Source organism: Enterobacter sp. BIDMC 30 (assembly GCF_000534355.1).
GTDB lineage: Bacteria > Pseudomonadota > Gammaproteobacteria > Enterobacterales > Enterobacteriaceae > Enterobacter > Enterobacter ludwigii.
In genome coordinates this window covers 3991251-4017553 of sequence record NZ_KI973169.1, presented here as the reverse complement: position 1 = coordinate 4017553, position 26303 = coordinate 3991251, and the positions used below count along the sequence as shown (strand labels likewise).

At 55.9% G+C, this 26303-nt stretch carries 24 protein-coding genes; 18 read left to right on the top strand and 6 right to left on the bottom strand.

Annotated features, from left to right (window positions below):
• Positions 1-80: 80 nt before the first annotated feature.
• The 3 genes from phoA (at position 81) to adrA (ending at position 3111) form a co-directional block, all read left to right on the top strand.
• Positions 81-1496 carry an alkaline phosphatase gene (gene phoA, locus L466_RS03510; protein ID WP_032681577.1) on the top strand — a complete coding sequence of 472 codons (1416 nt, stop codon included), beginning with the start codon at positions 81-83 and terminating at the stop codon, positions 1494-1496.
• Between the two features lie 89 nt (positions 1497-1585).
• The gene (psiF, locus tag L466_RS03515; RefSeq protein ID WP_014168820.1) at positions 1586-1906 is read left to right on the top strand and encodes a phosphate starvation-inducible protein PsiF; all 321 of its coding nucleotides are present in this window, start codon (positions 1586-1588) and stop codon (positions 1904-1906) included.
• A gap of 101 nt (positions 1907-2007) precedes the next feature.
• On the top strand, positions 2008-3111 hold the full coding sequence (adrA, locus tag L466_RS03520; RefSeq protein ID WP_032681575.1) for a diguanylate cyclase AdrA: 1104 nt from the start codon (positions 2008-2010) through the stop codon (positions 3109-3111).
• 16 nt (positions 3112-3127) lie between these two features.
• Here adrA and proC read toward each other — a convergent pair whose 3' ends face one another.
• Complete coding sequence (gene proC / locus L466_RS03525) at positions 3128-3937, bottom strand: pyrroline-5-carboxylate reductase (RefSeq protein WP_020885239.1); 810 nt, start codon at positions 3935-3937, stop codon at positions 3128-3130.
• A gap of 97 nt (positions 3938-4034) precedes the next feature.
• Between proC and L466_RS03530 the strand changes: the two genes are divergently transcribed.
• From L466_RS03530 to ppnP, 5 genes are all read left to right on the top strand, one after another.
• A complete protein-coding gene (locus L466_RS03530) occupies positions 4035-4493 on the top strand; it encodes a YaiI/YqxD family protein (RefSeq protein ID WP_014168823.1) in 459 nt (152 codons plus the stop codon).
• Positions 4494-4637: 144 nt separating this feature from the next.
• Complete coding sequence (gene aroL, locus L466_RS03535; protein ID WP_020885238.1) at positions 4638-5162, top strand: shikimate kinase AroL; 525 nt, start codon at positions 4638-4640, stop codon at positions 5160-5162.
• Between the two features lie 44 nt (positions 5163-5206).
• Positions 5207-5398 (top strand): protein YaiA, encoded by a 192-nt coding sequence (gene yaiA / locus L466_RS03540; protein ID WP_013095817.1) that lies wholly within the window; start codon positions 5207-5209, stop codon positions 5396-5398.
• A 237-nt stretch (positions 5399-5635) separates the two neighbouring features.
• Complete coding sequence (locus L466_RS03545) at positions 5636-6313, top strand: AroM family protein (RefSeq protein ID WP_025204994.1); 678 nt, start codon at positions 5636-5638, stop codon at positions 6311-6313.
• 71 nt (positions 6314-6384) lie between these two features.
• A complete protein-coding gene (ppnP, locus tag L466_RS03550; RefSeq protein WP_014168827.1) occupies positions 6385-6672 on the top strand; it encodes a pyrimidine/purine nucleoside phosphorylase in 288 nt (95 codons plus the stop codon).
• Positions 6673-6717: 45 nt separating this feature from the next.
• Here ppnP and rdgC read toward each other — a convergent pair whose 3' ends face one another.
• Positions 6718-7632 (bottom strand): recombination-associated protein RdgC, encoded by a 915-nt coding sequence (rdgC, locus tag L466_RS03555; protein ID WP_014882739.1) that lies wholly within the window; start codon positions 7630-7632, stop codon positions 6718-6720.
• Positions 7633-7755: 123 nt separating this feature from the next.
• Between rdgC and mak the strand changes: the two genes are divergently transcribed.
• Complete coding sequence (mak, locus tag L466_RS03560) at positions 7756-8661, top strand: fructokinase (RefSeq protein ID WP_025204991.1); 906 nt, start codon at positions 7756-7758, stop codon at positions 8659-8661.
• A gap of 59 nt (positions 8662-8720) precedes the next feature.
• Here mak and sbcC read toward each other — a convergent pair whose 3' ends face one another.
• The gene (sbcC, locus tag L466_RS03565) at positions 8721-11852 is read right to left on the bottom strand and encodes an exonuclease subunit SbcC (protein ID WP_032681574.1); all 3132 of its coding nucleotides are present in this window, start codon (positions 11850-11852) and stop codon (positions 8721-8723) included.
• A complete protein-coding gene (gene sbcD / locus L466_RS03570) occupies positions 11849-13054 on the bottom strand; it encodes an exonuclease subunit SbcD (protein ID WP_032681573.1) in 1206 nt (401 codons plus the stop codon). The genes sbcC and sbcD overlap by 4 nt, the downstream gene beginning before the upstream one ends.
• A gap of 187 nt (positions 13055-13241) precedes the next feature.
• On the opposite strand from sbcD, the gene phoB reads away from it, so the two are divergent.
• The 8 genes from phoB to L466_RS03610 all read left to right on the top strand — a co-directional run bounded on the left by phoB (position 13242) and on the right by L466_RS03610 (position 23729).
• Positions 13242-13931: a phosphate response regulator transcription factor PhoB gene (gene phoB / locus L466_RS03575; RefSeq protein ID WP_008503265.1), complete on the top strand. Its 690-nt coding sequence runs from the start codon at positions 13242-13244 to the stop codon at positions 13929-13931.
• 21 nt (positions 13932-13952) lie between these two features.
• On the top strand, positions 13953-15248 hold the full coding sequence (gene phoR, locus L466_RS03580) for a phosphate regulon sensor histidine kinase PhoR (RefSeq protein ID WP_014168833.1): 1296 nt from the start codon (positions 13953-13955) through the stop codon (positions 15246-15248).
• A gap of 409 nt (positions 15249-15657) precedes the next feature.
• Complete coding sequence (gene brnQ, locus L466_RS03585; RefSeq protein ID WP_014168834.1) at positions 15658-16977, top strand: branched-chain amino acid transporter carrier protein BrnQ; 1320 nt, start codon at positions 15658-15660, stop codon at positions 16975-16977.
• Between the two features lie 81 nt (positions 16978-17058).
• A complete protein-coding gene (gene proY, locus L466_RS03590) occupies positions 17059-18432 on the top strand; it encodes a proline-specific permease ProY (RefSeq protein WP_014168835.1) in 1374 nt (457 codons plus the stop codon).
• A gap of 153 nt (positions 18433-18585) precedes the next feature.
• Entirely contained in the window at positions 18586-20403 is a 1818-nt protein-coding gene (gene malZ / locus L466_RS03595; RefSeq protein WP_032681572.1) for a maltodextrin glucosidase, read from the top strand.
• Positions 20404-20603: 200 nt separating this feature from the next.
• Positions 20604-21245 (top strand): hydrolase, encoded by a 642-nt coding sequence (locus tag L466_RS03600; RefSeq protein ID WP_020885231.1) that lies wholly within the window; start codon positions 20604-20606, stop codon positions 21243-21245.
• A 48-nt stretch (positions 21246-21293) separates the two neighbouring features.
• Positions 21294-21839, top strand: a complete 546-nt coding sequence (locus L466_RS03605) for an antibiotic biosynthesis monooxygenase (protein WP_014168838.1) — start codon at positions 21294-21296, stop codon at positions 21837-21839.
• A 21-nt stretch (positions 21840-21860) separates the two neighbouring features.
• On the top strand, positions 21861-23729 hold the full coding sequence (locus L466_RS03610; protein ID WP_032681570.1) for an amidohydrolase: 1869 nt from the start codon (positions 21861-21863) through the stop codon (positions 23727-23729).
• 69 nt (positions 23730-23798) lie between these two features.
• Here the strand turns inward: L466_RS03610 and L466_RS03615 are convergent, their stop codons facing one another.
• Positions 23799-24401 (bottom strand): peroxiredoxin, encoded by a 603-nt coding sequence (locus tag L466_RS03615; RefSeq protein ID WP_014168840.1) that lies wholly within the window; start codon positions 24399-24401, stop codon positions 23799-23801.
• A gap of 127 nt (positions 24402-24528) precedes the next feature.
• Positions 24529-25110 carry an ACP phosphodiesterase gene (gene acpH, locus L466_RS03620; protein ID WP_025204983.1) on the bottom strand — a complete coding sequence of 194 codons (582 nt, stop codon included), beginning with the start codon at positions 25108-25110 and terminating at the stop codon, positions 24529-24531.
• A gap of 92 nt (positions 25111-25202) precedes the next feature.
• Here acpH and queA point away from each other — a divergent pair, with 92 nt between their 5' ends.
• Positions 25203-26273: a tRNA preQ1(34) S-adenosylmethionine ribosyltransferase-isomerase QueA gene (gene queA / locus L466_RS03625; protein ID WP_032677507.1), complete on the top strand. Its 1071-nt coding sequence runs from the start codon at positions 25203-25205 to the stop codon at positions 26271-26273.
• Positions 26274-26303: the final 30 nt, after the last annotated feature.

Here is a 26303-nt window from a genome sequence, read left to right as displayed (position 1 = left end):
GCGTGTCATAGAATTGTCATGCAGGATGCCTATAGTCGCTCTGTTTTATTTTTTATGTATTTGTACATGGAGAAAATAAATTGAAACAGAGCGCACTTTTCATCGCATTACTTCCCCTGTTAATGTCACCCGCTATTTATGCCGACAATCACAATACCAGCGTGCTGGATAATCGTGCGGCCAAAGGGGATATCACCCAGACTGGCGGCGCGCGCCGGTTGACTGAAGATCAAACCGCCGCCATTCGCGCTTCGCTGAATGAGAAACCCGCTAAAAACATTATTCTGCTGATTGGCGACGGGATGGGCGATTCCGAAATAACGGCAGCACGAAATTATGCCGAAGGCGCGGGCGGCTTTTTTAAAGGTATCGACGCACTGCCTCTCACCGGACAATATACCCATTACGCGCTGGATAAAAAAACCGGTAAACCCGATTACGTGACGGATTCTGCTGCCTCTGCCACGGCGTGGTCCACCGGTGTGAAAACCTATAATGGTGCGCTGGGTGTAGATATTCACGAAAAAGATCACCAGACCATTCTGGAGATGGCTAAAGCGGCGGGACTGGCTACCGGCAACGTCTCTACGGCTGAACTTCAGGATGCAACGCCAGCGGCGCTGGTGGCGCATGTCACCTCGCGTAAATGCTACGGCCCGTCGGTGACCAGCGAAAAATGCCCGACTAACGCGCTGGAAAAGGGCGGCAAAGGCTCGATTACGGAACAACTGTTGAACGCACGTCCTGACGTGACGCTGGGCGGCGGGGCGAAAACCTTCGCGGAAACCGCCACGGCGGGCGAATGGCAAGGCAAAACGCTGCGTGAGCAGGCGCAGGCTCGCGGCTATCAGCTGGTGAGCGATGCATCTTCTCTGGCGGCGATTACCGAAGCAAGCCAGGATAAACCGCTGCTGGGTCTTTTCTCCGATGGCAATATGCCGGTGCGCTGGGAAGGGCCAAAAGCGTCCTACCACGGCAACATTGATAAGCCTGCCGTAACCTGTACGCCAAACCCAAAACGTACCGACAGCATCCCGACGCTGGCGGCGATGACCGATAAAGCGATCTCACTGCTGAGCAAGAGTGAAAAGGGCTTCTTCCTGCAGGTGGAAGGCGCGTCGATCGATAAACAGGATCATGCGGCTAACCCGTGCGGTCAGATTGGGGAGACGGTCGATCTGGACGAAGCAGTGCAGAAGGCACTTGAGTTTGCGAAGAAAGACGGCAACACCCTGGTGGTCGTTACCGCAGACCATGCGCACGCCAGCCAGATCATCCCTGCGGATACCAAAGCACCGGGCCTGACGCAGGCGCTGAACACCAAAGACGGCGCGGTGATGGTGTTGAGCTATGGCAACTCTGAAGAAGAGTCCATGGAGCATACCGGAACCCAGCTGCGCATCGCAGCATACGGTCCGCATGCGGCAAACGTGGTAGGGCTGACCGATCAAACGGATCTGTTCTACACCATGAAAGCGGCTTTGGGGCTGAAATAATAAAAGCCCGGCGGAAATCACATCTGCCGGGTGGTTTTTTTCCTGTCACGAACCAGACTTACAGTGAATGTTCACAAAAGGATGGTGCAATGAAAACAACATTACTGGTTACTCTGCTCTCGGGTCTGTTTCTGATCTCATCGGCGAACGCGGAAGAGAAAACATTAACGCCGCAGCAGCAACGCATGACCACCTGTAATCAACAGGCGACCGCGCAGAGCCTGAAGGGTGATGCCCGTAAGACCTACATGAGCGGTTGCCTCAAAAACGGTGCCGCGAAACCGGGTGAGAAAAGCCTGACGCCGCAGCAGCAAAAAATGCGCGAGTGTAATGCGAAAGCGACCGAACAGTCCCTGAAAGGCGACGATCGCAGCAAGTTCATGAGTGCCTGTCTGAAGAAAAACGTGTAGTCCTATCGGGTGAGTGGCCCCGGCGGCTCACCCGAAATTTCATACTTTCCCCGTAAGCCCCCTCTCTATAATTTGGGAAATATTTCAGAATATTCCCAAAAATGATGAATGATGAATCTTATTACAATATAAAGCGCATTCGGGAAGAGTGGAATATGACCCTTTCTCAGGATGACCCCCACCGTACCGGGATCCCGTTTGCCCGGCGAGCTCGGCTGGCGCGTGTTGTCGGACTGGCAGCGATGTTCTTCCCCCTCTCTGGCGTGCTGGTCACCTTTTCTGTATCCGGCGTCTGGTGGTTGTTCCTGGTGGGGTGGGCATTTGTCTGGCCCCATTTCGCCTGGCAGTGGTCCTGCCGTGCTGCTTCTCCTCATCAGCAGGAACGCTTTAATCTGAAGATTGATGCCATTATTGCCGGGCTTTGGATCGGCATGATGGGGATCAATGCGCTACCTACGGCAGCGCTGCTGATGATGGTGGGAATGAACATGATGGGGTCCGGCGGCTGTCGGCTGTTTTTTACCGGCATCATGTTAACCCTTCTGTCTTCCCTGGTGACGCTCCCCGTCGTGGGCCGGGTGGCTGTCTTTAACCCGGAGCCTCTGGCATGGGGCTTAACGCTTCCCGTGCTGGTGTTGTATCCGATGCTTTTTGCCTGGCTCAGCCATCGTACTGCCATCAGGCTTGCAGAGCATAAACGGCGGCTGGAGCTGATGAGTACCCGCGACGGCATGACCGGCGTCTTTAATCGCCGGCACTGGGAAGTGCTGCTGAGAAATGAATTTGAACACTGTCGCCGCAACCACTGCACCGCCACGATTTTGCTTATCGATATCGATCATTTTAAGAATATCAATGACACCTGGGGCCACGATGTGGGTGATGAAGCGATCATTGCCCTGACGCGGCAACTGCAGCTAACGGTGCGTTCCGGGGATGCGATAGGCCGTTTTGGCGGGGATGAGTTTGCGGTGATCATGTCCCGGACGGCGGCTGACAGTGCCATCGCCGTGATGTCACGCGTGCATGAGAGGCTGGAAACGCTGTCGTTACCGTGTGCGCCCAAGGAATCTCTGCGTATTAGCGTCGGTGTCGCGCCCTGGGGACCGCAGTTCGGGCACTATCGGGAGTGGTTAAAAGCGGCCGATGTGGCGCTGTATAAGGCCAAAAATGCCGGACGCGGCCGCACCGAGGTGGCCGCCTGACGTCCGGCTCAGATAATCAGGATTTACTCAGTTTCTCTGATTTTTCCATGCATTTTGTCATCGCTTCAATAACGGCCGAACGGAAGCCGCGCTCTTCCAGCACCCGCACCGCCTCAATAGTGGTTCCGCCAGGCGAGCAGACCATATCTTTCAGTTCACCCGGATGCTTACCGGTCTCCAGCACCATTTTGGCAGAGCCCATCACGGCCTGTGCAGCGAATTTATACGCCTGCGCTCGTGGCATACCGCCAAGCACCGCGGCGTCGGCCATCGCTTCTAAAAACATAAAGACATACGCAGGCGCTGAACCGCTCACTCCCACTACCGGATGGATCATGGATTCGGCAATGACTTCCGCTTCACCGAAGCAGCGGAAGATGTTCAGGACATCCGCCACGTCTTCCGACGTCACCAGCGCGTTAGGCGTGACGGAGGTCATGCCGGCGTTGACCAGTGACGGGGTATTCGGCATAGCGCGTACGATTTTACGGTCATGACCCAGCGCGCGCGCCAGCTGATCGAGCGTGACGCCCGCGGCAATCGATACGACCAGCGTCTCTTTATTCAGGCTGGTGGTGATGTCGCTCAGCACTTTGATCATGATGTTCGGCTTGACGGCGCCAAAGACAATATCGGCTACCTGAGCCACTTCCTGGGCGCTTTCGGCTGCGTTGATCCCGTACCGATCGCGTAACGCGGCGACGTTGTCCGGTGATGGGGTGTAGACCCAAATCTGACCCGGTAGCACCTGTCCGCTGGCGATCAGGCCACCCAGGATGGCTTTGCCCATGTTACCGCAGCCGATAAACCCGATTTTCTTATCCATCACGATTCTCCGTCATTATGCGTTGTTTTCTCTGATTGATAGCTTAACAACGAAATGCAGGCGACAATAGTCGGCAGAATCATTATGGGGAGACAATATGGCGATTTGGGTTGATGCGGACGCGTGTCCGAATGTGATTAAAGAGATTTTATTCCGCGCGGCCGAGCGCGTGCAGATGCCGCTTACGCTGGTGGCGAACCAGAATATTCGCGTACCGCCTTCCCGATTTATTCGCGCATTGCGGGTTCCGGCTGGTTTTGACGTGGCGGATAACGAGATTGTGCGTCTGTGTAGCCCCGAGGATCTGGTGATCACGGCGGATATCCCGCTGGCCGCGGAAGTGATTGAAAAGGGAGCGGCGGCGCTGAACCCGAGAGGGGAGCGTTATTCGCCGGCGACCATTCGTGAAAGACTCACCATGCGTGATTTTATGGATACGCTTCGCGCCAGCGGCGTGCAGACCGGCGGGCCAGACAGCCTGTCCCAGCGCGATCGCCAGCAGTTCGCCGCAGAGCTTGATAAGTGGCTGCTCGAAGTCAAGCGTCGCACTGCGTAATGATAACCATTGTCACTTTGTGGTACAGTATGGCCTCCGCAGGGTTGTCATCCCGTACCGCTTTGCAGTAAAGTAAACGCAACATCTTCTGCAATTATTTCTTTACGCTCTTCGGCCATCCGGCATCAAGGGGAACACCTGGTTATGACCCAACCCATCTTTTTAGTTGGCCCCCGCGGCTGTGGGAAAACCACCGTTGGCCTGGAACTGGCACGCGCGTGCGATCGTCAGTTTGTTGATACCGACCACTGGCTGCAAACCGAAGCCGGGAAAAGCATCGCGGAAATCGTTGAGCAAGAGGGGTGGGAGAGCTTTCGCGCCCGTGAAACGGCCGCGTTGAAGGCGGTCACCACGCCGTCTGCTGTTATCGCAACCGGTGGCGGCATTGTTCTCGCCGAGTGTAACCGTCGCTTTATGCGCGAGAAAGGGATTGTCATCTACCTTAGTGCACCCGTTTCGGCCCTGGTAGGGCGGCTGGAAGCATTTCCGGAAGAGGGACAACGTCCTGCGCTGACCTCCCGGCCGCTCAGCGAAGAGGTGAGCGAAGTGCTGGCCGAACGCGATGCGTTATACCGCGAAGCGGCACACCACGTTGTGGATGCTTCCGCTTCACCCGAGGACGTGGTAATTCAGATTATTACCGCCCTGCGTTTGGCTTGTGCCAGCTAAGCGGCGTCTATACTTATAGCTCAGACATAAAAAAAGGATGAGCTATGCCAACCAGACCTCCCTATCCACGTGAAGCACGCATCGTTACCGTTGAAAAAGGTAATGGCGATCAAACCGTCACCTGGTATCAGCTGCGTGCCGATCACCCCAAACCAGACTCTCTGATCAGTGAACATGAAACTGAACAGGAAGCGCTGGATGCCAAACGGCGCTACGAAGATCCTGATAAGTCGTGAATGAATTCCTAAAGGGCTAAATACCGTGCCTGAATCACACTTTTTACTCATCGCAAATGTTAAGCAGGGGTTAATATTTAGTTATTACAGGTAACTCCGTAACGGGCAGGCGATCTTTACATTTCGCGATGGGGATCACCTGCTACGCTTGGTGCTGTTTTGTTGAAAAAACGAACTGTGCAGCGTAGTGAGCCTGTACCTGTGTGAAAGATTTAGCGGTAATGGAAGGCGATGAAGATGAAGGCGACGTTGGCGATCCTCACTATTGGTGTGGTCCCTGTAAGCGAAGTGTTACCGCTCTTAACCGAGCATGTATCTGAACAACAGATAACGCATCTAAGCCTGCTGGGGAAGATGAGTCGGGAAGAGGTCATGGAAGACTACGCTGTAGAGGCGGGGGAGGATCCCCTGGCGACGTTATTAAGTGACGGTAAACTGGCGCATGTTTCGCGTCAGAAAATCGAGCGCTCGCTGCAGAGCGTAATAGAAGTGCTCGATAATCAAGGCTATGACGTTATTTTACTGATGAGTACTGCACCTGTTAAGGGACTCATCGCGCGTAATGCGATTTTGCTGGAGCCGATGCGGATCATTCCGCCGCTGGTGGCCTCCATTGTTGACGGGCATCAGGTGGGGGTCATTGTTCCCATTGAAGAGCTCATGGACAACCAGACGGCAAAATGGCACGTACTCGAAAAAATGCCTTTGTATGCGCTGGCCAATCCCTTCTGGGACAGCGAGGCCGCGCTGATTGAGGCAGGACGGGAACTGCTGGAGAGAGGGGCCGATGTGTTGATTCTGGACTGCCTTGGATTCCACCAGCACCACCGTGACTTACTGCAAAAGGCGCTGGATGTCCCGGTGCTGTTGTCCAATGTTCTGATGGCCCGGCTGGCCGCAGAGCTGTTGATCTAATGATTTTGCGTGACAGGTGATGATCATGGCCCCTATAGTGAATTTTTATCTAAAAATATAAGGGCCAGTTCATGCTTCAAAGTAACGAATACTTTTCCGGTAAAGTGAAATCCATTGGTTTTACCAGCAGCAGCACTGGCCGCGCCAGTGTCGGCGTTATGGCTGAAGGGGAATACACCTTTGGTACAGCCGAAGCTGAAGAGATGACGGTGATCAGCGGTGCGCTCAACGTCTTACTGCCGGGGGAAACAGAATGGAAAGTTTACTCTGCCGGACAAGCGTTCAACGTCCCTGGCCACAGCGAATTCCATCTGCAGGTTGCTGAACCGACCTCTTATCTGTGCCGCTACCTGAAATAAAACGTTTTATTCCCTCTCCCTGCCGGGAGAGGGTCACTGCAGGTATTACCGCTGCGCTTCGCCGCCGAGGCCTTCTACCAGATTCTGAATTAACGCTGCCAGCTCTCCGGTCATCAGGATAAAGTCCGCGTCAAAGCGCTGGGCGTAATCTTCACGATCGATATCTTCGTTCTGATCGCGCAGCTCATCGCAGAATTTCAGACGCTTCACCGAGCCGTCATCGCACATCACAAACTGAATACGCTGCTGCCAGTCGAGTGCCAGTTTGGTCACCACTTTGCCCGCTTCAATGTGAACGGCGATCTCGTCGCTCACCAGATCCTGCTTTTTCGCGCGGATCACGCCGCCATCTTCGAGCAGGGCTTTGAGCTCGGCTTCATCAAGGATCTGGAAGCCCTGGGCCGCTGTACCGCTGCGCACCCATTCGGTCAGGGTCAGTTCAATCGGCGTTTCCAGCGCCAGCGGAACGACCGGTAACGATCCGATGCTTTTGCGCAGCAGGGCCAGCGTATCTTCCGCTTTTTTGGCGCTGGCGCAGTCCACCATGATCAGCCCGTTAACGGTATCGATCCACATCATTGTCTGGCTGAAACGGCTAAAGGCGCGCGGCAGCAGAGAGTGAAGAACTTCGTCTTTCAGCGAATCTTTTTCGGTTTTTTTCAGCTTGCGACCCTGTTCGGCTTCAAGCTTGAAAATTTTCGCTTCGAGCGCCTGCTTGACCACCGGCGTGGGCAGAATTTTTTCTTCTTTGCGGGCGCAGACGATGATTTGACCCGTGCTGCTGGCGTGGGTCAATGCATCGCTTTGTGAACCCATTGGAGGAACCCAACCGGTTTTGGCCATATCCTGGCTACCGCAAGGGGAAAAGCTATAAGCGGCTAACTGTTTTTCCATCTCTTCTGCACGCAGCGAAACGTCGCGGCTGAGACGGTAAACCATCAAATTTTTGAACCACAGCATGATAATTTCCACGGCCTTGTCGTTAAATCAGCGGGCATGATAACGAATTGTCGCATCGCTTGCATTGCTAATCGGGAAGCGGGCTTCTACTCTGTTGATAATCAAAATAATGAGGAGTGTCTTGTGCGTATTGGGATTGATTTGGGCGGCACCAAAACAGAAGTCATCGCACTGAGCGAGCAGGGGGAGCAACTGTTCCGCCACCGTCTGCCTACGCCGCGCGATGATTATCACCAGACTATCGAGACGATTGCCCGGCTGGTCGACATGGCTGAGCAGGCGACAGGGCAGACCGGCACCGTTGGGATGGGGATCCCGGGCTCAATCTCGCCCTATACCGGGGTGGTTAAAAATGCCAACTCCACCTGGCTCAACGGTCAGCCTTTTGATAAAGATTTAAGTCAGCGCCTGAACCGGGAAGTGCGTCTGGCAAATGACGCCAACTGTCTGGCCGTCTCCGAAGCCATTGACGGTGCCGCCGCAGGGGCCCAGACCGTTTTTGCGGTCATTATCGGGACCGGCTGTGGCGCAGGCGTGGCCCTGGGCGGGCGTGCCCATATTGGCGGCAACGGTACGGCGGGCGAGTGGGGACATAACCCCCTGCCGTGGATGGATGACGATGAACTTAAATACCGCGCCGAGGTGCCGTGCTATTGCGGCAAGCAGGGCTGTATTGAGACGTTTATCTCCGGCACCGGTTTTGCCACCGATTATCACCGCCTGAGTGGCCAGCCACTCAAGGGGAACGAGATTATGCGCCGGGTCGGGGAACACGATCCGGTGGCTGAGCTGGCTCTCAGCCGCTATGAAATGCGGCTGGCGAAATCCCTGGCGCACGTGGTGAATATCCTTGACCCTGACGTGATTGTGCTCGGCGGCGGGATGAGCAACGTCGACCGTTTATATGCCACGGTGCCGAATCTGGTGAAGCAGTGGGTCTTCGGGGGTGAGTGTGAAACCCCGATCCGCAAAGCGGTGCACGGGGACTCCAGCGGCGTGCGCGGCGCCGCGTGGCTCTGGCCGCTATAGCCATTCTCCCTCTCCCTACGTGAGAGGGGCAGGATGAGGGGCCCTCATGCAGGGCACCCTCACTCCACCGCAAACACCTTATCCAGCTTGCTATACCCCAGCCCGTTAATCTTCTTCACTTTGATCTGCACCGGGATTCGCTCTTTCATCGCCTCGACGTGGCTAATCACGCCAATGGTTTTCCCGGTGGCGTTCAGCGCGTCGAGCGCATCCAGGGCGGTATCCAGCGTTTCGCTGTCGAGCGTGCCGAAGCCTTCATCCAGGAACAGCGAATCGATGCGTGTCTTGTGACTCACCAGATCGGAAAGCGCCAGCGCCAGTGCCAGGCTAACAAGGAAGCTTTCGCCGCCGGAGAGGGTACGGGTATCGCGCACCGCGTCCGCCTGCCAGGTATCCACTACTTCGAGTTCCAGCGCATCGCTGACCTTGCGCTGCAGCAAATAGCGCCCGTGCAGGCGATTTAGCTGCTGGTTGGCAAGCCAGACCAGATTATCCAGCGTGAGCCCCTGGGCAAACTTACGGAACTTGTCGCCGGTGCTGGAACCTATCAGCGAATTCAGATAGCTCCAGTCATCGGCCAGCCGCGCGGCCTCTTCAATATGCTGCATGAGCGCCAACTGGTGCTGACGGTTATCGCTGTCCTGTTTAAGCTGCTGGCGGATTTCACCCTGATGAGTGGTGTTCTCCCGAAGCTGTTGCCCGAGTTGCTGTAGCTGCAACTGCAGGGTTGGCGCGTCGAGTTCCAGCCCTTCCGGTCGCTGCGTCTGATGAGCCTGCAGCTGCTGGTTTGCCTGTGCGAACAGCGCGGTTGCCTGCTGAAGCTGGTTTTCCAGGGTCTGCTTACGGTGTTCAAGACGGCGGATAGTCTCTTCATCAAGCAGTGCAGCCAGAAAGGCCTCCCGATCGGCGAAGCAGCTTGCGGTCAGTGCGGCGGTAAAATGCGTCGTGGCGTGCTGCAGTCGCTCGCTTTCGAGGCTTTCCTGCTGTTGCAATGTAGCAAGCTGGCTCTGAAGAGAAACGCATTCGTCGTGCGTTTCGCGCCAGTTATCAGGAATGGCCGGTTCGGTTTCTGTGTCGTTTGTGGCGGGCAGGGTGTCGAGCAGCGGCATCAGAGCCGTCATGCGCTCCTGCATGACGCCATGCTGAGTCTGTTTTTCCTGCCACTGTGCGAACTCGGTTTCTCGTTCGTTCAGCCAGGCAGCCTCTGTGCCTTCTTCCGGGACGTTGAGTGACAGCGTCAGCAGGGTCGTTTCCAGCGCCTGGCGCGTGGCCGTCAGCTGCTGTTGATACTGACGCGCCTGCGCGTCCTGTTCATTCAGCTGTTGCTGCAGCGTCAGACGCTGGCTCAGCTGGTAAAGCTGACGCTCATACTGCTCTTGTTCGTTCATCCACGGGGCAATATCTTCCCGAATATTCAGAGTGATATTCAGGGACGCGCAAACCGATTGCCACTCTTTAGTGAGCGCTTGCTCCTCCTGAGAGAGCGTCTGAGCGTCGTCTGTCTCACGCTGGATCTGCCGGGTCAGGGCATTCACCTGACCGAGAACTAACAATCCTTCCTCTTTAAGTGCAGCGACCTCTTTGGCTAACTGGTCGCGACGCTGCTGGTTGGCACTGAGCTCCAGCGCCTGATAGGCAGTGACCGCCGGGTGCGAGGTTGAGCCGCACAGCGGGCAGGGCTGTCCCGCCTGCAGCTGCGCACGCTCTGCCTCCAGACTTTTAATCTTCTCTTCCTGTCTGCAGAGCGTTTCAAGATCCAGGTAATGTTGGTTTTTCTCTTTGTACTGCTGGCGACGCAGCGTCAGCGTTTCATTGAGTTTTACCTGCTCTGCCTGGGCTTTCTGCAGGCTTTCACCGTTCTGGCGCAGACGCTGTTGCAGCGGCAGATAACGGGCCTGAAGCGACATCAGCCGCTGGCGGAAAGTCCGTGACTGAGCCTGTTGCTCCATCGCCACGCTGACTTCGTCAGCCGTGAGCGTCAGGGCGTTTTCCGGCATCTCTGCCAGCTTCTGGCGTAATTCAGCAATGCGCGTGGAAAGCGTGGCGATCTGATTTTTATCGCGATTCAGCTGTGCAAAATGGGCGCGCCAGCCTGCTATCTCCTGGCCCCACTGACGATACCGCTCGTGCTCTGCCAGCCATTGTGCCAGCGCCGTAAGGTCGGTCTGCAGTTGTGCATGGCTACGCTGGGCCGTATTACGGATACGCGAGCGCAGCGCGGTTTTTGCTTGTAAGCGAGCATTTACTTCAACAATGCGTTGCTTCGTTTGCCCCAGCCGGGTGGTTTGCTCTTGCTGGCTGTCCCACAGTGGTCGCAGCTGGGCGGCGGGGTGAGCAAGCTGGAGCGTTGCCAGCTCGGGCGCAGCCTCGGTCAGTGCCTGTTGCGCCTGTTGCTGCAAGGTGGCAACGCGTTGCTGCTCACGTATAAGCTCGTCATTGCGCGTAAGCCACTGAAAATCTTTCTGTTGATTCTGCTGTTGCGCCAGCAGCGTTTTTTCTTCGTCAGTAAGTGCCTGCAAACTTTGCTGTAACTGCTGCTGTTGCTCTTCACTCAACAATACGACGCCTGCAGCCTGTGCTTCATACACCTCAAGGGCGTTACGCGCGGCTTTGTGTTTCTCAAACACCATGGCGGAAATCTGCCCGTAGATCTCGGTTCCGGTCAGTTCTTCCAGCAGTTCGGCGCGGTCGGAAGGTCTGGCATTGAGGAAGGCGGCAAATTGCCCCTGAGAGAGCAGCATTGAGCGGGTAAAACGGCCATAATCCAGCCCGGTGAGGGCGGCCGTTTGTTCCAGTTTATCCGACACTTTGTCGGCCAGAATTTTACCGTCCTCACAGCGTGCCAGCTCGACGCGTGGGGCCTGAAGATTACCGTCGGGCTGATTTCGCGCGCGGTTCTGACTCCAGAAAGCGCGATAGGCAATACCTTTGACTTCAAACTCAACTTCGGCAAGGCATTCGGCCGTGTCGCGCGTCATCAAATCGTTTTGTGCCTGGGAGACTTTCTGCAGACGCGGCGTTTCGTGATACAGCGCCAGACAAATGGCGTCGAGCAGGGTCGTTTTCCCTGCGCCGGTAGCCCCGGTAATCGCAAACAGTCCGTTGCTGGCAAACGGCTCCGCGGTAAAATCGATTTTCCACTCACCCTTCAGTGAGTTGAGATTTTTCAGACGCAGGCTGAGGATTTTCATGCGTTTTCTTCCTCATCGTTCAGGGCATGCAGGGTGTGCGTAAACAGCTCGTTCAGCCGTGCGCGTTTCGCGTCGTCAATCTCCTCGTGGGAGAGCCGGCGTTCAAAAACCTCTTCCACCCTGAGTTCGCTGAGCGTTTCGCGCTGAGCGCCGAGCAGAATTTTCTCGCGCTGCTCGCGGCTGCGGCGCACCAGCAGCACCTCTACCGGCAGGTCTTCCGTGAGTACCTGAATTTTACGCTGCACATCATGCAGGTAGTCGCCGCTGGCGATCTCAATATCCAGCCAGACCGGCGGGTTTTGTTCCACGCCGCGCCACTGTTCAAGCTGGGCGGTGATGGCGTCCAGATCGCCTTTCAGCACCGCCAGCGGTTGGGTGACGGGCACTTCCAGCGTGTCGACGGCGCTGAGCTTGCCGTCGCTAAAGCTCACCAGATGGACACTTTTGGCTTTGCCGGTCTCATCAAAACTCAGCGAGATGGGCGAGCCGCAGTAGCGAATGTGCTCGCAGCCGCCGATAACCTGCGCCCGGTGGATATGCCCGAGGGCAATATAATCCGCGGGCGGGAAGTTTTGTGCCGGGAAAGCATCCAGCGTGCCAATATAAATGTCACGCACCGCGTCGCTTTTGCTGGCCCCAACGGTGGTGAGGTGCCCGGTGGCAATCACCGGAATCGCCTGGTCACCGCGAAGGGCACAGGCCTGGGCATGCTGCTGGTGGTAATAGTCGGTGATGGCCTGCAGCAAATGCTGCTGTTTTTCTGCGCCGGAAAGCCCCGCCTGGCTTTGGACAATATCGCGCGGGCGTAAAAATGGGATCGGACACAGTACCGCACCCGGCGTCCCGTCGCGCTTTTTCAGGATCTGCGGCGCATGTCCTGCGCTGGCCACCACGGTAGTATTGAGAAACGCCAGAATATCGCGGGATTCATTTAACGTTGCGACGGAATCATGGTTGCCGGCAACAATCACCAGATGACAGCCCGTTTGCTGCAGATTGACGACAAAACGGTTATATAACTCGCGCGCATAGCTGGGGGGCGAGCCGGTATCGAAGATGTCACCCGCCACAATAATGGCGTCCACCTCATGAGAGCGGGCCGTATCCAGCAGCCAGTTCAGGAACGCTTCGTGTTCAGCCGCCCGGCTTTTGCTGTAAAAATTTTGACCCAGATGCCAGTCAGAGGTGTGTAGTATGCGCATTGCTGATCCGTGGCGAAAAAAAGAAAGCAGGATTATAAACTGTCAGGGAACAGAAAATAACCGCTGTAATAAAACAACAGTTTGCCCTTTATAGTGGTACTGTTTTTCATAAATCTGTCATAAATCTGACGCATAATGACGCCGCATTACAAACTTGTAACTTAAATAAGATAAAACAGGGCAAAGTATGGCGAGACGTATTCTGGTCGTAGAAGATGAAGCTCCGATTCGTGAAATGGTGTGCTTCGTGCTCGAGCAAAATGGCTTCCAGCCGGTTGAGGCGGAAGATTATGACAGCGCGGTGAACCAGCTGAATGAACCCTGGCCCGATCTGATTCTGCTCGACTGGATGTTGCCTGGCGGCTCCGGGCTGCAGTTTATCAAACACCTGAAACGTGAAGCGCTTACCCGCGACATACCGGTTGTGATGCTCACGGCGCGCGGTGAAGAAGAGGATCGCGTACGCGGTCTGGAAACGGGGGCGGACGATTACATTACCAAACCGTTCTCACCGAAAGAGCTGGTTGCCCGCATTAAAGCCGTGATGCGCCGCATTTCACCGATGGCGGTGGAAGAGGTGATTGAGATGCAGGGACTGAGCCTTGACCCTACCTCACACCGCGTCATGACCGGTGAAAATCCCCTCGATATGGGGCCTACCGAATTTAAACTTCTGCATTTCTTTATGACTCACCCGGAGCGCGTATACAGCCGCGAACAGTTGCTGAATAACGTCTGGGGAACTAACGTGTATGTCGAAGACCGGACGGTTGACGTACATATCCGCCGCCTGCGAAAAGCGCTGGAACTGAGCGGCCACGATCGCATGGTGCAGACGGTCCGCGGCACGGGTTATCGTTTTTCAACCCGTTTCTGAACAATGACAGGAGTGTGACGCGTGCTGGAACGTCTGTCATGGAAAAGGCTCGTCTTTGAACTGATCTTATGCTGTATTCCGGCCTTCATTCTGGGGGCCTTTCTTGGATATTTGCCGTGGTTTCTGCTGGCGTCGGTTACCGGGCTTCTGATTTGGCATTTCTGGAACCTGCTGCGCCTCTCGTGGTGGCTATGGGTTGACCGAAGTATGACGCCTCCGCCGGGAAGCGGAAGCTGGGAGCCGCTGCTGTACGGTCTGCACCAGATGCAGATGCGTAACAAAAAGCGGCGTCGGGAGCTGGGAAGCCTGATCAAACGCTTCCGTAGCGGCGCTGAGTCGCTGCCGGATGCTGTCATTCTGACGACCGAAGAAGGGACGATCTTCTGGTGTAACGGCCTCGCGCAACAGCTGCTGGGCCTGCGCTGGCCGGACGATAATGGCCAGAACATCCTCAACCTTCTGCGTTATCCCGAGTTCACGCTGTACCTGAAAAAGCGTGATTTTACCCGCCCCCACAACCTGAAGCTCAATAATGGGCGCCATCTGGAAATCCGTGTGATGCCTTACAGCGACCAGCAGTGGCTGATGGTTGCCCGTGATGTCACCCAGATGCACCAGCTGGAAGGGGCGCGACGCAACTTCTTTGCCAACGTCAGCCACGAATTACGCACTCCGCTGACGGTGCTTCAGGGGTACCTGGAGATGATGCAGGAGCAAACGCTGGAAGGCGCGCCGCGCGAGAAAGCGTTGCATACGATGCGTGAACAAACGCACCGTATGGAAGGGCTGGTGAAACAGCTGCTGACGCTCTCGAAAATTGAGGCCGCCCCCTCGCTGGCATTGAATGACACCATTGATGTGCCGATGATGCTGCGGGTGGTGGAGCGCGAAGCGCAGACGTTAAGCCATAAAATGCATCAGCTGACCTTCGAGGTCGACAACACGCTCAAGGTGCTTGGCAGCGAAGATGAGCTGCGCAGCGCCATTTCTAATCTGGTGTATAACGCGGTGAATCATACGCCAGCGGGGACGGATATCGTGGTGCGCTGGCAGCACACGCCAACGGGCGCTGAGTTCAGCGTAGAGGATAACGGGCCGGGGATCGCACCTGAACACATCCCGCGTCTGACCGAGCGCTTCTACCGGGTGGATAAAGCGCGCTCACGGCAGACCGGCGGCAGCGGTCTGGGGCTGGCTATTGTGAAACACGCGGTGAATCATCATGAAAGCCGTCTCGATATTCAAAGCACGCTGGGTAAGGGAACCCGCTTCAGTTTCGTTATCCCGGAACGATTAATTGCCAAAAAGATCGCCTGACGACAGGCGTGTCAGTTTACCTTTCCACGGGCCAGCGTTTGCTGGCCCGTTTGCTTTGCAGTCAAGCGAAACGCGGCTGAATATTATACGGCTGGCTGTTTTTTGTTCGCATGATTAGCCATGGGTTTTTCTTATAATTAGCGTATTGTGCTGGTCTGATTTTTGATGCTGGCATATTGTTCTGGTTTCACGATCCCATCTTGCCTTTAAACGTTATAAGCGTTTAAATTGCGCCCCAGATACTGTCATACCGACTGTATTTGCGTGGTAAATCGAAAAACTATTCTTCTCCACGCCAGGACGGGAGCATATCCCGCTGAAATTGAGCAAATTTTCCGCTGTATCGTCCCGTCAGGGATAGCGAAAATCTCAATGTTTTCAACACCACATCCACAGGCAGTAAGGTTTTATGACCCATCACTTAAAATCGCGTGACATCATCGCGCTGGGCTTTATGACATTTGCGCTGTTCGTTGGCGCAGGCAACATCATTTTCCCCCCAATGGTTGGCTTACAGGCGGGTGAACACGTCTGGACCGCTGCGTTTGGTTTCCTGATTACTGCTGTGGGTCTGCCGGTACTGACCGTCGTCGCGCTGGCGAAAGTCGGTGGTGGCGTTGATAGCCTCAGCACCCCGATTGGCAAAGTGGCCGGCATTCTGCTGGCGACCGTCTGCTATCTGGCCGTTGGCCCGCTGTTTGCGACCCCGCGTACCGCGACCGTATCCTTCGAAGTGGGGATTGCCCCGCTCACTGGCGATGGCGCGATGCCGCTGTTTATCTACAGCCTGATCTACTTCGCGATTGTCATTCTGGTTTCCCTTTATCCGGGCAAGCTGCTGGATACCGTGGGTAACTTCCTGGCTCCGCTGAAAATCGTGGCGCTGATTGTGCTGGCGGTTGCGGCCATCGTCTGGCCCGCAGGCCCGATTAGCGATGCGATGGACGCCTATAAAAACGCCGCGTTCTCCAACGGCTTTGTGAACGGCTACCTGACGATGGATACGCTGGGCGCAATGGTGTTTGGTATTGTTATCGTGAATGCCGCACGTTCCCGCGGCGTGACGGAAGCGCGTCTGCTGACTCGCTACACCATCTGGGCTGGCCTGATGGCCGGTGTAGGGCTGACGCTGCTGTACCTGGCGCTGTTCCGCCTGGGCTCAGATAGCGCCATACTGGTCGATCAAAATGCCAACGGCGCGGCGATCCTCCATGCTTACGTACAGCACACCTTTGGTGGTGCGGGTAGCCTGCTGCTGGCGGTACTGATTTTCCTGGCGTGCCTTGTCACCGCCGTGGGGCTGACCTGCGCCTGCGCTGAGTTCTTTGCTCAGTATCTGCCGCTCTCTTACCGCACGCTGGTCTTTATCCTGGGCATCTTCTCCATGGCGGTGTCAAACCTCGGTCTGAGCCACCTGATTCAGGTCTCTATCCCGGTGCTGACGGCCATCTATCCGCCATGTATCGTGCTGGTGGTGCTGAGCTTCACCCGCCCGTGGTGGAACAACTCGTCGCGAATTATTGCGCCAGCCATGTTTATCAGCCTGATTTTTGGTATCCTTGACGGGATTAAAGCATCCGCCTTTGCGCAAATACTGCCAGCCTGGACACAGCGTCTGCCGCTGTCCGAGCAAGGCCTGGCCTGGTTGATGCCTACCGTTGTTGCACTGGTTCTGGCCATTATCTGGGATCGTGCTGCAGGGCGTCAGGTCGCATCGAACGCCCATTAATCAACGGCAACAAACTGTTTAACCACGGGGCTTAAGGCCCCGTGGTTTTTTGTTTTTTTCGAGTTGAATGGCAAGATTTAAATGGAAAGCACTAACAAACTCAAACGTGGACTCAGCACCCGCCACATTCGCTTTATGGCGCTGGGATCCGCTATCGGTACCGGTCTTTTTTATGGCTCGGCAGATGCCATTAAAATGGCCGGTCCCAGCGTTCTGCTGGCCTACATCATCGGTGGCGTGGCCGCGTATATCATCATGCGCGCCCTCGGGGAGATGTCGGTTCACAATCCGTCTGCCAGTTCGTTCTCGCGCTATGCGCAGGAAAACTTAGGCCCGCTGGCGGGCTTCATCACCGGCTGGACCTACTGCTTCGAAATTCTGATTGTGGCTATTGCCGACGTTACCGCCTTTGGCATCTACATGGGCGTCTGGTTCCCCGCGGTTCCGCACTGGATATGGGTGCTGAGCGTGGTGCTGATCATCTGTGCCGTCAACCTGATGAGCGTGAAGGTGTTTGGTGAACTGGAGTTCTGGTTCTCCTTCTTCAAAGTTGCCACCATTATCATCATGATTATCGCGGGCTTCGGGATCATCATCTGGGGTATCGGCAACGGCGGTCAGCCAACGGGGATCCATAACCTCTGGAGCAACGGCGGCTTCTTCAGCAACGGCTGGCTCGGTATGGTGATGTCGCTGCAGATGGTCATGTTTGCCTACGGCGGGATCGAGATTATCGGCATTACCGCCGGGGAAGCGAAAGACCCGGAGAAATCCATTCCGCGCGCCATCAACTCAGTGCCAATGCGTATTCTGGTGTTCTATGTGGGGACGCTGTTCGTCATTATGTCCATCTACCCGTGGAACCAGGTGGGCACTAACGGCAGCCCGTTTGTGCTGACCTTCCAGCATATGGGCATCGCGTTTGCCGCCAGCATCCTGAACTTTGTGGTGCTGACCGCCTCGCTTTCGGCAATCAACAGTGACGTCTTTGGCGTGGGCCGCATGCTGCACGGAATGGCGGAGCAGGGCAGTGCGCCTAAGGTGTTTGCCAAAACCTCTCGTCGCGGCACGCCGTGGGTGACGGTAATGGTAATGACCGTAGCCCTGCTGCTGTCGGTCTACCTGAACTACATCATGCCGGAGAATGTGTTCCTGGTGATTGCGTCGCTGGCGACCTTCGCGACCGTGTGGGTGTGGATCATGATCCTGTTGTCGCAGATTGCGTTCCGTCGCCGTCTGTCACCGGAAGAGGCGAAAGCGCTGAAGTTCAAAGTGCCGGGTGGGGTGGTGACAACCGCTGTCGGCCTGGTCTTCCTGGTCTTTATCATCGCCCTGATTGGCTATCATCCGGATACCCGTATCTCCCTTTATGTGGGCTGCGCGTGGATCGTCCTGCTGCTGCTGGGCTGGATGTTTAAATGCCGCCGCGACCGTCAGCTGGCGCAGGCACAGTAATCGTCCCTCTCCCCGCAGAGGGACTGGAAGGAGGCATCCGCTCACGCTGATGCCTCCTCCCCCGTCCTCCTCCCTCAATAAACCTCGTCATGATGAGCTAACCTTAACCACCCTGTGGCAAGGTGACGTCACTTTCATCAAAGGGGATTCGTGATGTTAAACGCCTGGCACCTTCCGGTTGCCCCATTTGTTAAGCAAAACAAAGACAACCTTGTGATTACGCTCTGGCTGGCGGGGGAAAATCAGCCTGAACGCGTGACGCTACGCGCCGAAATTGATAACGAAGAGACCGCGCTGAAAATGCATAAGCAGCGCAGCCAGCCGCAGCCCGGGATCACGGCGTGGCGGGCAAACATCGATTTAACCCGTGGACAGCCGCGTCGTCGCTACAGTTTTAAACTGCTGTGGAATAACCGCCAGCTGTGGTTTACCCCGCAGGGGTTTAGCCGTTTTCCGCCGGCCCGGCTGGAGCAATTTGCCGTCGATTACCCGGACAATGGCCCGCAATGGGTTAACGATCAGGTGTTTTACCAGATTTTCCCGGACCGCTTTGCCCGCAGCGAAAAGCGCACTGCAGACCAGGATAAGGTTTATTACCACCACGCAGCAGGTCACGACATTATCCTCAAAGCATGGGATGAACCGCTGACCGCGCAGGCGGGTGGCTCGACGTTTTACGGCGGCGATCTCGACGGAATCAGCGAAAAACTCCCGTACCTGAAAAAACTGGGCGTGACGGCGCTGTACCTTAACCCGGTGTTTAAAGCGCCGAGCGTGCATAAATACGACACCGAAGATTATCGTCATGTTGATGAGCAGTTTGGCGGCGATGCCGCGCTGCTGCGCCTGCGACAGAACACTAAAAACGAAGGGATGCGCCTGATTCTGGACGGCGTGTTCAACCACAGCGGGGATTCGCACGCGTGGTTTGACCGTCATAACCAGTCGATGAGCGGGGCATGCCATAACCCGGATTCGCCGCAGCGTGACTGGTACAGCTTTAATGAAGAGGGCTACGCGCTGGACTGGCTGGGCTACCCAAGCCTGCCGAAGCTGGATTTCCAGTCGCCTTCTCTGGTCAACGAAATCTACGGCGGTGAAGACAGCGTTGTCCGCCACTGGCTTAAGGCACCATGGAACATGGACGGCTGGCGTCTTGACGTGGTGCATATGCTGGGTGAAGCGGGCGGAGCGCGGAATAACCTTCAGCACGTTGCAGGAATCACCCGCTCAGCGAAAGCCGCGCAGCCGGAGGCCTTTGTCTTTGGCGAGCATTTTGGCGATGCACGCCAGTGGCTGCAAGCCGATGCAGAAGATTCGGCCATGAACTACCGCGGTTTTACCTTCCCGCTATGGGGATTTCTGGCGAACACCGATATCTCCTACGATCCGCAGCATATCGACGCCGAAACCTGTATGGCATGGATGGATAACTACCGCGCCAGCCTGTCGCATCAGCAGCAGTTGCGGATGTTTAACCAGCTGGACAGCCACGATACCGCACGTTTTAAATCCCTGCTTGGCAAGGATGTGGCGCGCCTGCCGCTGGCCGTTACCTGGCTCTTCACCTGGCCTGGCGTGCCGTGCATTTACTACGGTGATGAGGTGGGGCTGGAGGGGAACAACGATCCCTTCTGCCGCAAAACCTTCCCCTGGGATCCGGCGAAGCAGGACAAGGCGCTGCTCAGCCTGTACCAGCGTCTGGCTAAGCTTCGTAAACAGAACCAGGCGCTGCGTTACGGTGGCTGTCAGGTGGTGTATGCCCACGATAACGTGGTGGTGTTTGCCCGCGTCTACAACCAGCAACGCGTGCTGGTCGCCATCAACCGCGGAGAAGCCTGTGAAGTGGTGTTGGATGACTCTCCGTTGCTGCACGTGAAGGCGTGGCAACGCAAAGAGGGTAAAGGCACGATTCAGGAAGGCATTCTCTCCTTACCGGCCATTTCCGCCTCCGTCTGGTTCGGAAATTAATCGTCATCAGCAACCGGTTTATTTCCCGGTTGCTGAAAATTCCCCTAAGTTGTTCGGTTAATTTCAACAGAGGGGACAAATATCTTTACTATCCGCTCAATCAATTCTCGCTATACTCAAATTGCTTTATCAGTCAGGGCCCTTTCTCATATAGCACACCAAAACGTTGGCTTTTAACACATTGATTAAAAGGTACTTTTATGTCTATTCGTGAACTGATTGACCCGTCCAATTCCGTACTGATTTTTATCGATCACCAACCGCAAATGTCTTTTGGCGTGGCAAATATTGACCGTCAGTTATTAAAGAATAATACGGTGGCTCTGGCAAAAGCAGGCAAAATTTTTGATGTTCCGGTTATCTACACCTCTGTCGAAACAAAAAGCTTTAGCGGATACATCTGGCCAGAATTGCTGGCGGTTCACCCGGAGGTTAAACCGATTGAACGTACCTCTATGAACTCCTGGGAAGACGATGCGTTTGTTGCGGCAGTGAAAGCAACGGGCCGCAAGAAACTTATCATCTCAGCCCTGTGGACCGAAGTTTGCCTGACCTTCCCGGCGCTGATGGCTCTGGATGAAGGGTTTGAAGTTTATGTAGTGACCGATACTTCCGGCGGTACCTCCGTAGATGCCCATGAACGTGCGATTGACCGTATGGTTCAAGCGGGCGCGGTTCCTGTGACCTGGCAGCAGGTGCTGCTTGAGTATCAGCGCGACTGGTCTCGCAAAGGCACTTACGACGCGGTCATGGACCTGGTCCGTGAGCACAGCGGTGCTTATGGCATGGGCGTTGACTATGCCTACACCCTCGTTCACGGCGCGCCAGAACGCAAAGCGTAAACCTTTCAGGGCGGGGTTCTCCCGCCCATTAATGACCAGGAAACTATTATGGCGCACACATCGCACGTCACGCTGGTGATCACCCACACCTTGCTGCCGGGTCAGGCTGAGCGATACGAACAGTGGCTGGGTAAGATCATGCCCATCGCGGCGGAATTTCCGGGGCATCTTGGCGCGAACGTCATCCGCCCGACCGACGGACAACATCTGTGGACGGTGATAATCCGTTTCGACACCCTCGAACACCTTTCTGCATGGACCCAGTCCGATACCCGTAATGCGCTGGTAAAAGAGATTGAACCGCTGCTGGCGGAAGGCGATAAAACCGAAGTGCGTACCGAGGCGGCGTTCTGGTTTACTCCACCGGAGCCTCATGTGCGTAAGCCTAAACAGTGGAAACAGTTTCTCATTACCCTGCTGGTTATCTTCCCCAGTACCAACCTGGTGCCGCTGGTGACCGGTGCGTTGCTTCCTGGCCTGAAAGGTACGTTGTTGCTGCATCTGATTAACGATGCCTGTGTGGTCGCGCTGGTGGTCTGGCTGTGGATGCCCATCGTGACCCGTCTGTTTGCCGGATGGCTCAAAAAAGCCTGATTCGGCTGAAAGGAGTACGTTATGTCTCAAACTGCCACACTGATCTTAACCAAAGGTAAGATCCATACCCTCGATCGCGAAAACCCGCTCACGGAAGCGGTGGCTATTGCTAACGGCAAGATCCTGGCGACGGGCAACCACGATCGCATTATGAGCTATGCGACGCAGGGAACGCAGATTGTCGATCTGAAGGGAAGTACGGTGATCCCCGGGCTTAACGATTCGCACCTGCACCTGATCCGCGGCGGGCTGAACTACAACCTCGAGCTGCGCTGGGAAGGCGTACCGTCGCTGGCGGATGCGCTAAGGATGTTGAAAGATCAGGCCGATCGTACACCTTCACCTCAGTGGGTTCGGGTGGTGGGCGGCTGGAGCGAGTTTCAGTTCGCCGAACGCCGGATGCCGACCATCGAAGAGCTTAACGAGGCGGCACCGGATACGCCAGTGTTTGTCCTGCACCTCTACGATCGTGCCCTGCTTAACCGCGCCGCGTTGAAAGCTGTCGGCTACACCAAAGAGACGCCAAACCCGCCGGGCGGGGAGATTGTGCGTGATAACCACGGCAACCCGACCGGGCTGCTGATCGCTAAACCTAACGCGATGATCCTCTACGCCACGCTGGCAAAAGGACCGAAACTCCCCATTGAGCAGCAGGTTAACTCCACGCGCCAGTTTATGCGTGAGCTTAACCGTCTGGGGCTGACCAGCGCCATTGATGCCGGCGGCGGCTTCCAGAACTACCCGGAAGATTACGAGGTGATTGCCGAACTGCACGCCAAAGAGCAGATGACGGTGCGTATTGCCTACAACCTCTTCACCCAGCGCCCTAAACAGGAGCTGGAGGATTTTGAGCGCTGGACCGATATGCTCAAACCGGGGCAGGGCACAGACTTTTATCGTGCGAACGGGGCAGGAGAGATGCTGGTCTTCTCGGCGGCGGATTTTGAAGATTTCCTCCAGCCGCGCCCGGATCTGCCGCAAGGGATGGAAGACGAGCTGGAACGCGTGGTGCGCCACCTGGTGGAAAACCGCTGGCCGTTCCGGCTGCATGCCACCTATGACGAATCCATCAGCCGGATGCTGGATGTCTTTGAGAAGGTGAACCGTGAGATTCCGTTTAACGGCCTGCACTGGTTCTTTGACCATGCGGAGACCATTACCGAACGTAATATCGAGCGCGTCAAAGCGTTGGGGGGCGGTATTGCGGTGCAACACCGTATGGCGTTCCAGGGCGAATATTTCGTCGACCGCTACGGCAAAGAGGCGGTGAAACACACGCCGCCGGTGGCGAAAATGCTGGAACTGGACGTGCCGGTTGGGCTAGGTACCGACGCAACCCGTGTGGCGAGCTATAACCCGTGGACGGCGCTCTACTGGCTGGTCTCCGGGCGAACCGTCGGCGGCCTGGCGATGTATGACGACAATAACCGCCTGCCGCGTGAGGTAGCGCTGGAGCTGTGGACCGCAGGCAGCGCGTGGTTTTCCAGCGAGCAGGGTAAAAAAGGCCGTCTGGTTGAAGGGCAGCTTGCGGATCTGGTGGTGCTGTCGAAAGATTACTTCAGCGTGACGGAAGAGGAGATCAAGGGCATTGAATCGGTGCTGACCGTTGTGGATGGCAAGATCGTGTATGCCGCCGGTCATTTCAGTCCGCTGTCACCGCCGCCGATCCCGGTTGTGCCGTCGTGGTCACCGGTCGTGAAAGTCCCGGGGCATTACCGCTCTGCGCCGCCAGCAGCCAGTAAAGTGGGGGCGGTGGTACAGATGCACCAGTGCATTGGTAGCTGCGGAGTGCATGGCCATGCGCACGGCATTGCGCGGCAATCGGATATCCCGGTATCTGATGACCAGGCATTCTGGGGCGTGCTGGGGTGCTCGTGCTTCGCGTTTTAACGTGTGAAAGTGAGATCGTACAAAACAAAAAGGCCCGCTAATGCGGGCCTTTTCCGTAAACCGTGCCGATTACAGGCTGGATACGTTCTCAGACAGGTATTTAGCAACGCCGTCCGGAGACGCGTTCATACCTTCTTTACCTTTTTCCCACTGAGCCGGGCACACTTCACCGTGCTCTTCGTGGAACTGCAGCGCGTCAACCATGCGCAGCATTTCGTCGATGTTACGACCCAGTGGCAGATCGTTAACAACCTGGTGACGAACGATGCCGTTTGCGTCGATCAGGAAAGAACCGCGCAGTGCAACGCCAGCGTCCGGATGTTCGATACCGTAAGCCTGCTGGATTTCGCGTTTGATGTCCGCAACCATTGCGTATTTCACCGCACCGATGCCGCCTTTGTCGACAGGGGTGTTACGCCATGCGTTGTGTACAAATTCAGAGTCGAAGGAGACGCCTACAACTTCTACGCCACGCTTCTGGAATTCTTCGTAACGTTTGTCGAATGCGATCAGCTCAGACGGGCAAACGAAAGTGAAGTCCATTGGCCAGAAGAACAGAACGGTCGCTTTACCGTTGGTGTGCTGTTTGAAGTTGAAGTTTTCAACGATTTCACCGTTGCCCAGAACTGCTGCAGCTGTAAAATCCGGAGCCGGACGAGTTACCAGAACCATGTGATTCTCCTGTAGATACTAAGGTTATTTGGAACGCAACGCCGCCCAGTATAGAGAGTGTTCATTGATAAGACAAAGAGGCGCTAACAATCGTTCAGCAAGCTTTCACCTATCAATGGCATTTCTGTTATAGCTGTTTGTTTTTCGCCTGGGTCATCATACGCGGATAGAACTGCCAGAATCGTGTCTCCAGCGCCTCGTAGTGGGCGTCCAGGTCATGCCAGGAGTCGCGCAGCGCGTCGAGTCGCGGTCGACGACTCGCCATCCCGTTTAACACATTCTGTATAAAGTCCATCTCGCGATAGCGCTCAAGCCAGCGTTCTGACCAGAGATAGTTATTCAGATTCACAAAGCGCGGCGGCGAATCCGGCAAAATAATGGACACCTGCTGGTGGGCATAGCGCACGAACGCGTTTAGGGGCATCTCAGGAGAGAGTGTTTCCCAGTGCCGCGAGAGGAAATGGTCCCACATCACATCGAGCGTGATCGGTGCGACGCGCCGCGTTTCAGGGCGGAACCACGCTTTGGCTTCCTGGACTTCCGGCAGGTTATCGGTCAGTACGTCGATACGGCGATGCATAAAAATCCCGTCGACAACCTCTGCGGAGTACGCGTCGGCGGGATTACCGCGCACGAAATCGGCCAGCAGATTGCCGGAAAGAGAGCTGTCAGCGAGATGAGCAAGATGCAGGTGAGCGAGAAAATTCATGCGTTTTATTTGTCCAGGGGCGGCTAGTTGTTGCAGCAAAAGGGTGTGAGCACTAGACTATGCCGCCTGTTTTTAAGTCACGAGTATACGTCATGCGCGTCGCCGATTTCTCCTTTGAACTACCTGAATCCCTGATTGCTCACTACCCAATGCCTGAGCGCAGTAGCTGTCGTTTGCTGTCACTGGATGGGCCGACGGGCGAGCTGACGCACGGTACTTTCACCGATTTGCTCGACAAGCTCAACCCTGGCGATCTGCTGGTCTTTAACAATACCCGCGTGATCCCGGCGCGTCTGTTTGGCCGTAAAGCCAGCGGCGGCAAGATTGAAGTGCTGGTCGAACGTATGCTTGATGATAAACGTATTCTGGCACATATTCGCGCCTCTAAAGCGCCGAAGCCGGGTGCAGAGCTGCTGCTTGGCGATGATGAGAGCATCCGTGCAACCATGACCGCGCGTCACGATGCGCTGTTTGAGGTGGCGTTCAATGACGAGCGCACGGTGCTCGACATTCTGAATGCGATCGGCCATATGCCGCTGCCCCCTTACATCGAGCGCCCGGACGAAGAGGCTGACCGCGAGCTGTACCAGACCGTCTACAGCCAGAAGCCTGGCGCGGTCGCCGCGCCGACGGCGGGCCTGCATTTTGATGAACCGCTGCTGGAAAAATTGCGCGCGAAAGGCATCGAGATGGCCTTCGTGACCCTGCATGTCGGTGCGGGTACGTTCCAGCCGGTGCGCGTGGACAGCATCGAAGACCACATCATGCACTCCGAATATGCCGAAGTGCCGCAAGAGGTGGTGGATGCCGTTCTGGCCGCCAAAGCACGCGGTAACCGCGTTGTGGCAGTGGGCACCACGTCGGTACGCTCCCTTGAGAGCGCCGCGCAGGCCGCCAAAAATGACCTGATTGAGCCTTTCTTTGGCGATACGCAGATCTTTATCTACCCGGGCTATCAGTACAACGTGATTGATGCCCTGGTAACCAACTTCCATCTGCCTGAATCAACGCTGATTATGCTGGTGTCCGCTTTTGCGGGTTATCAGCACACCATGGCGGCGTACAAGTCTGCGGTAGAACAAAAATATCGCTTTTTTAGCTACGGGGACGCGATGTTTATCACGTACAATCCGCAGGCTTTGAATGAGCGTGTCGGGGAATAAGTCCGCGGCACCGTTTTACAACGTTGGACT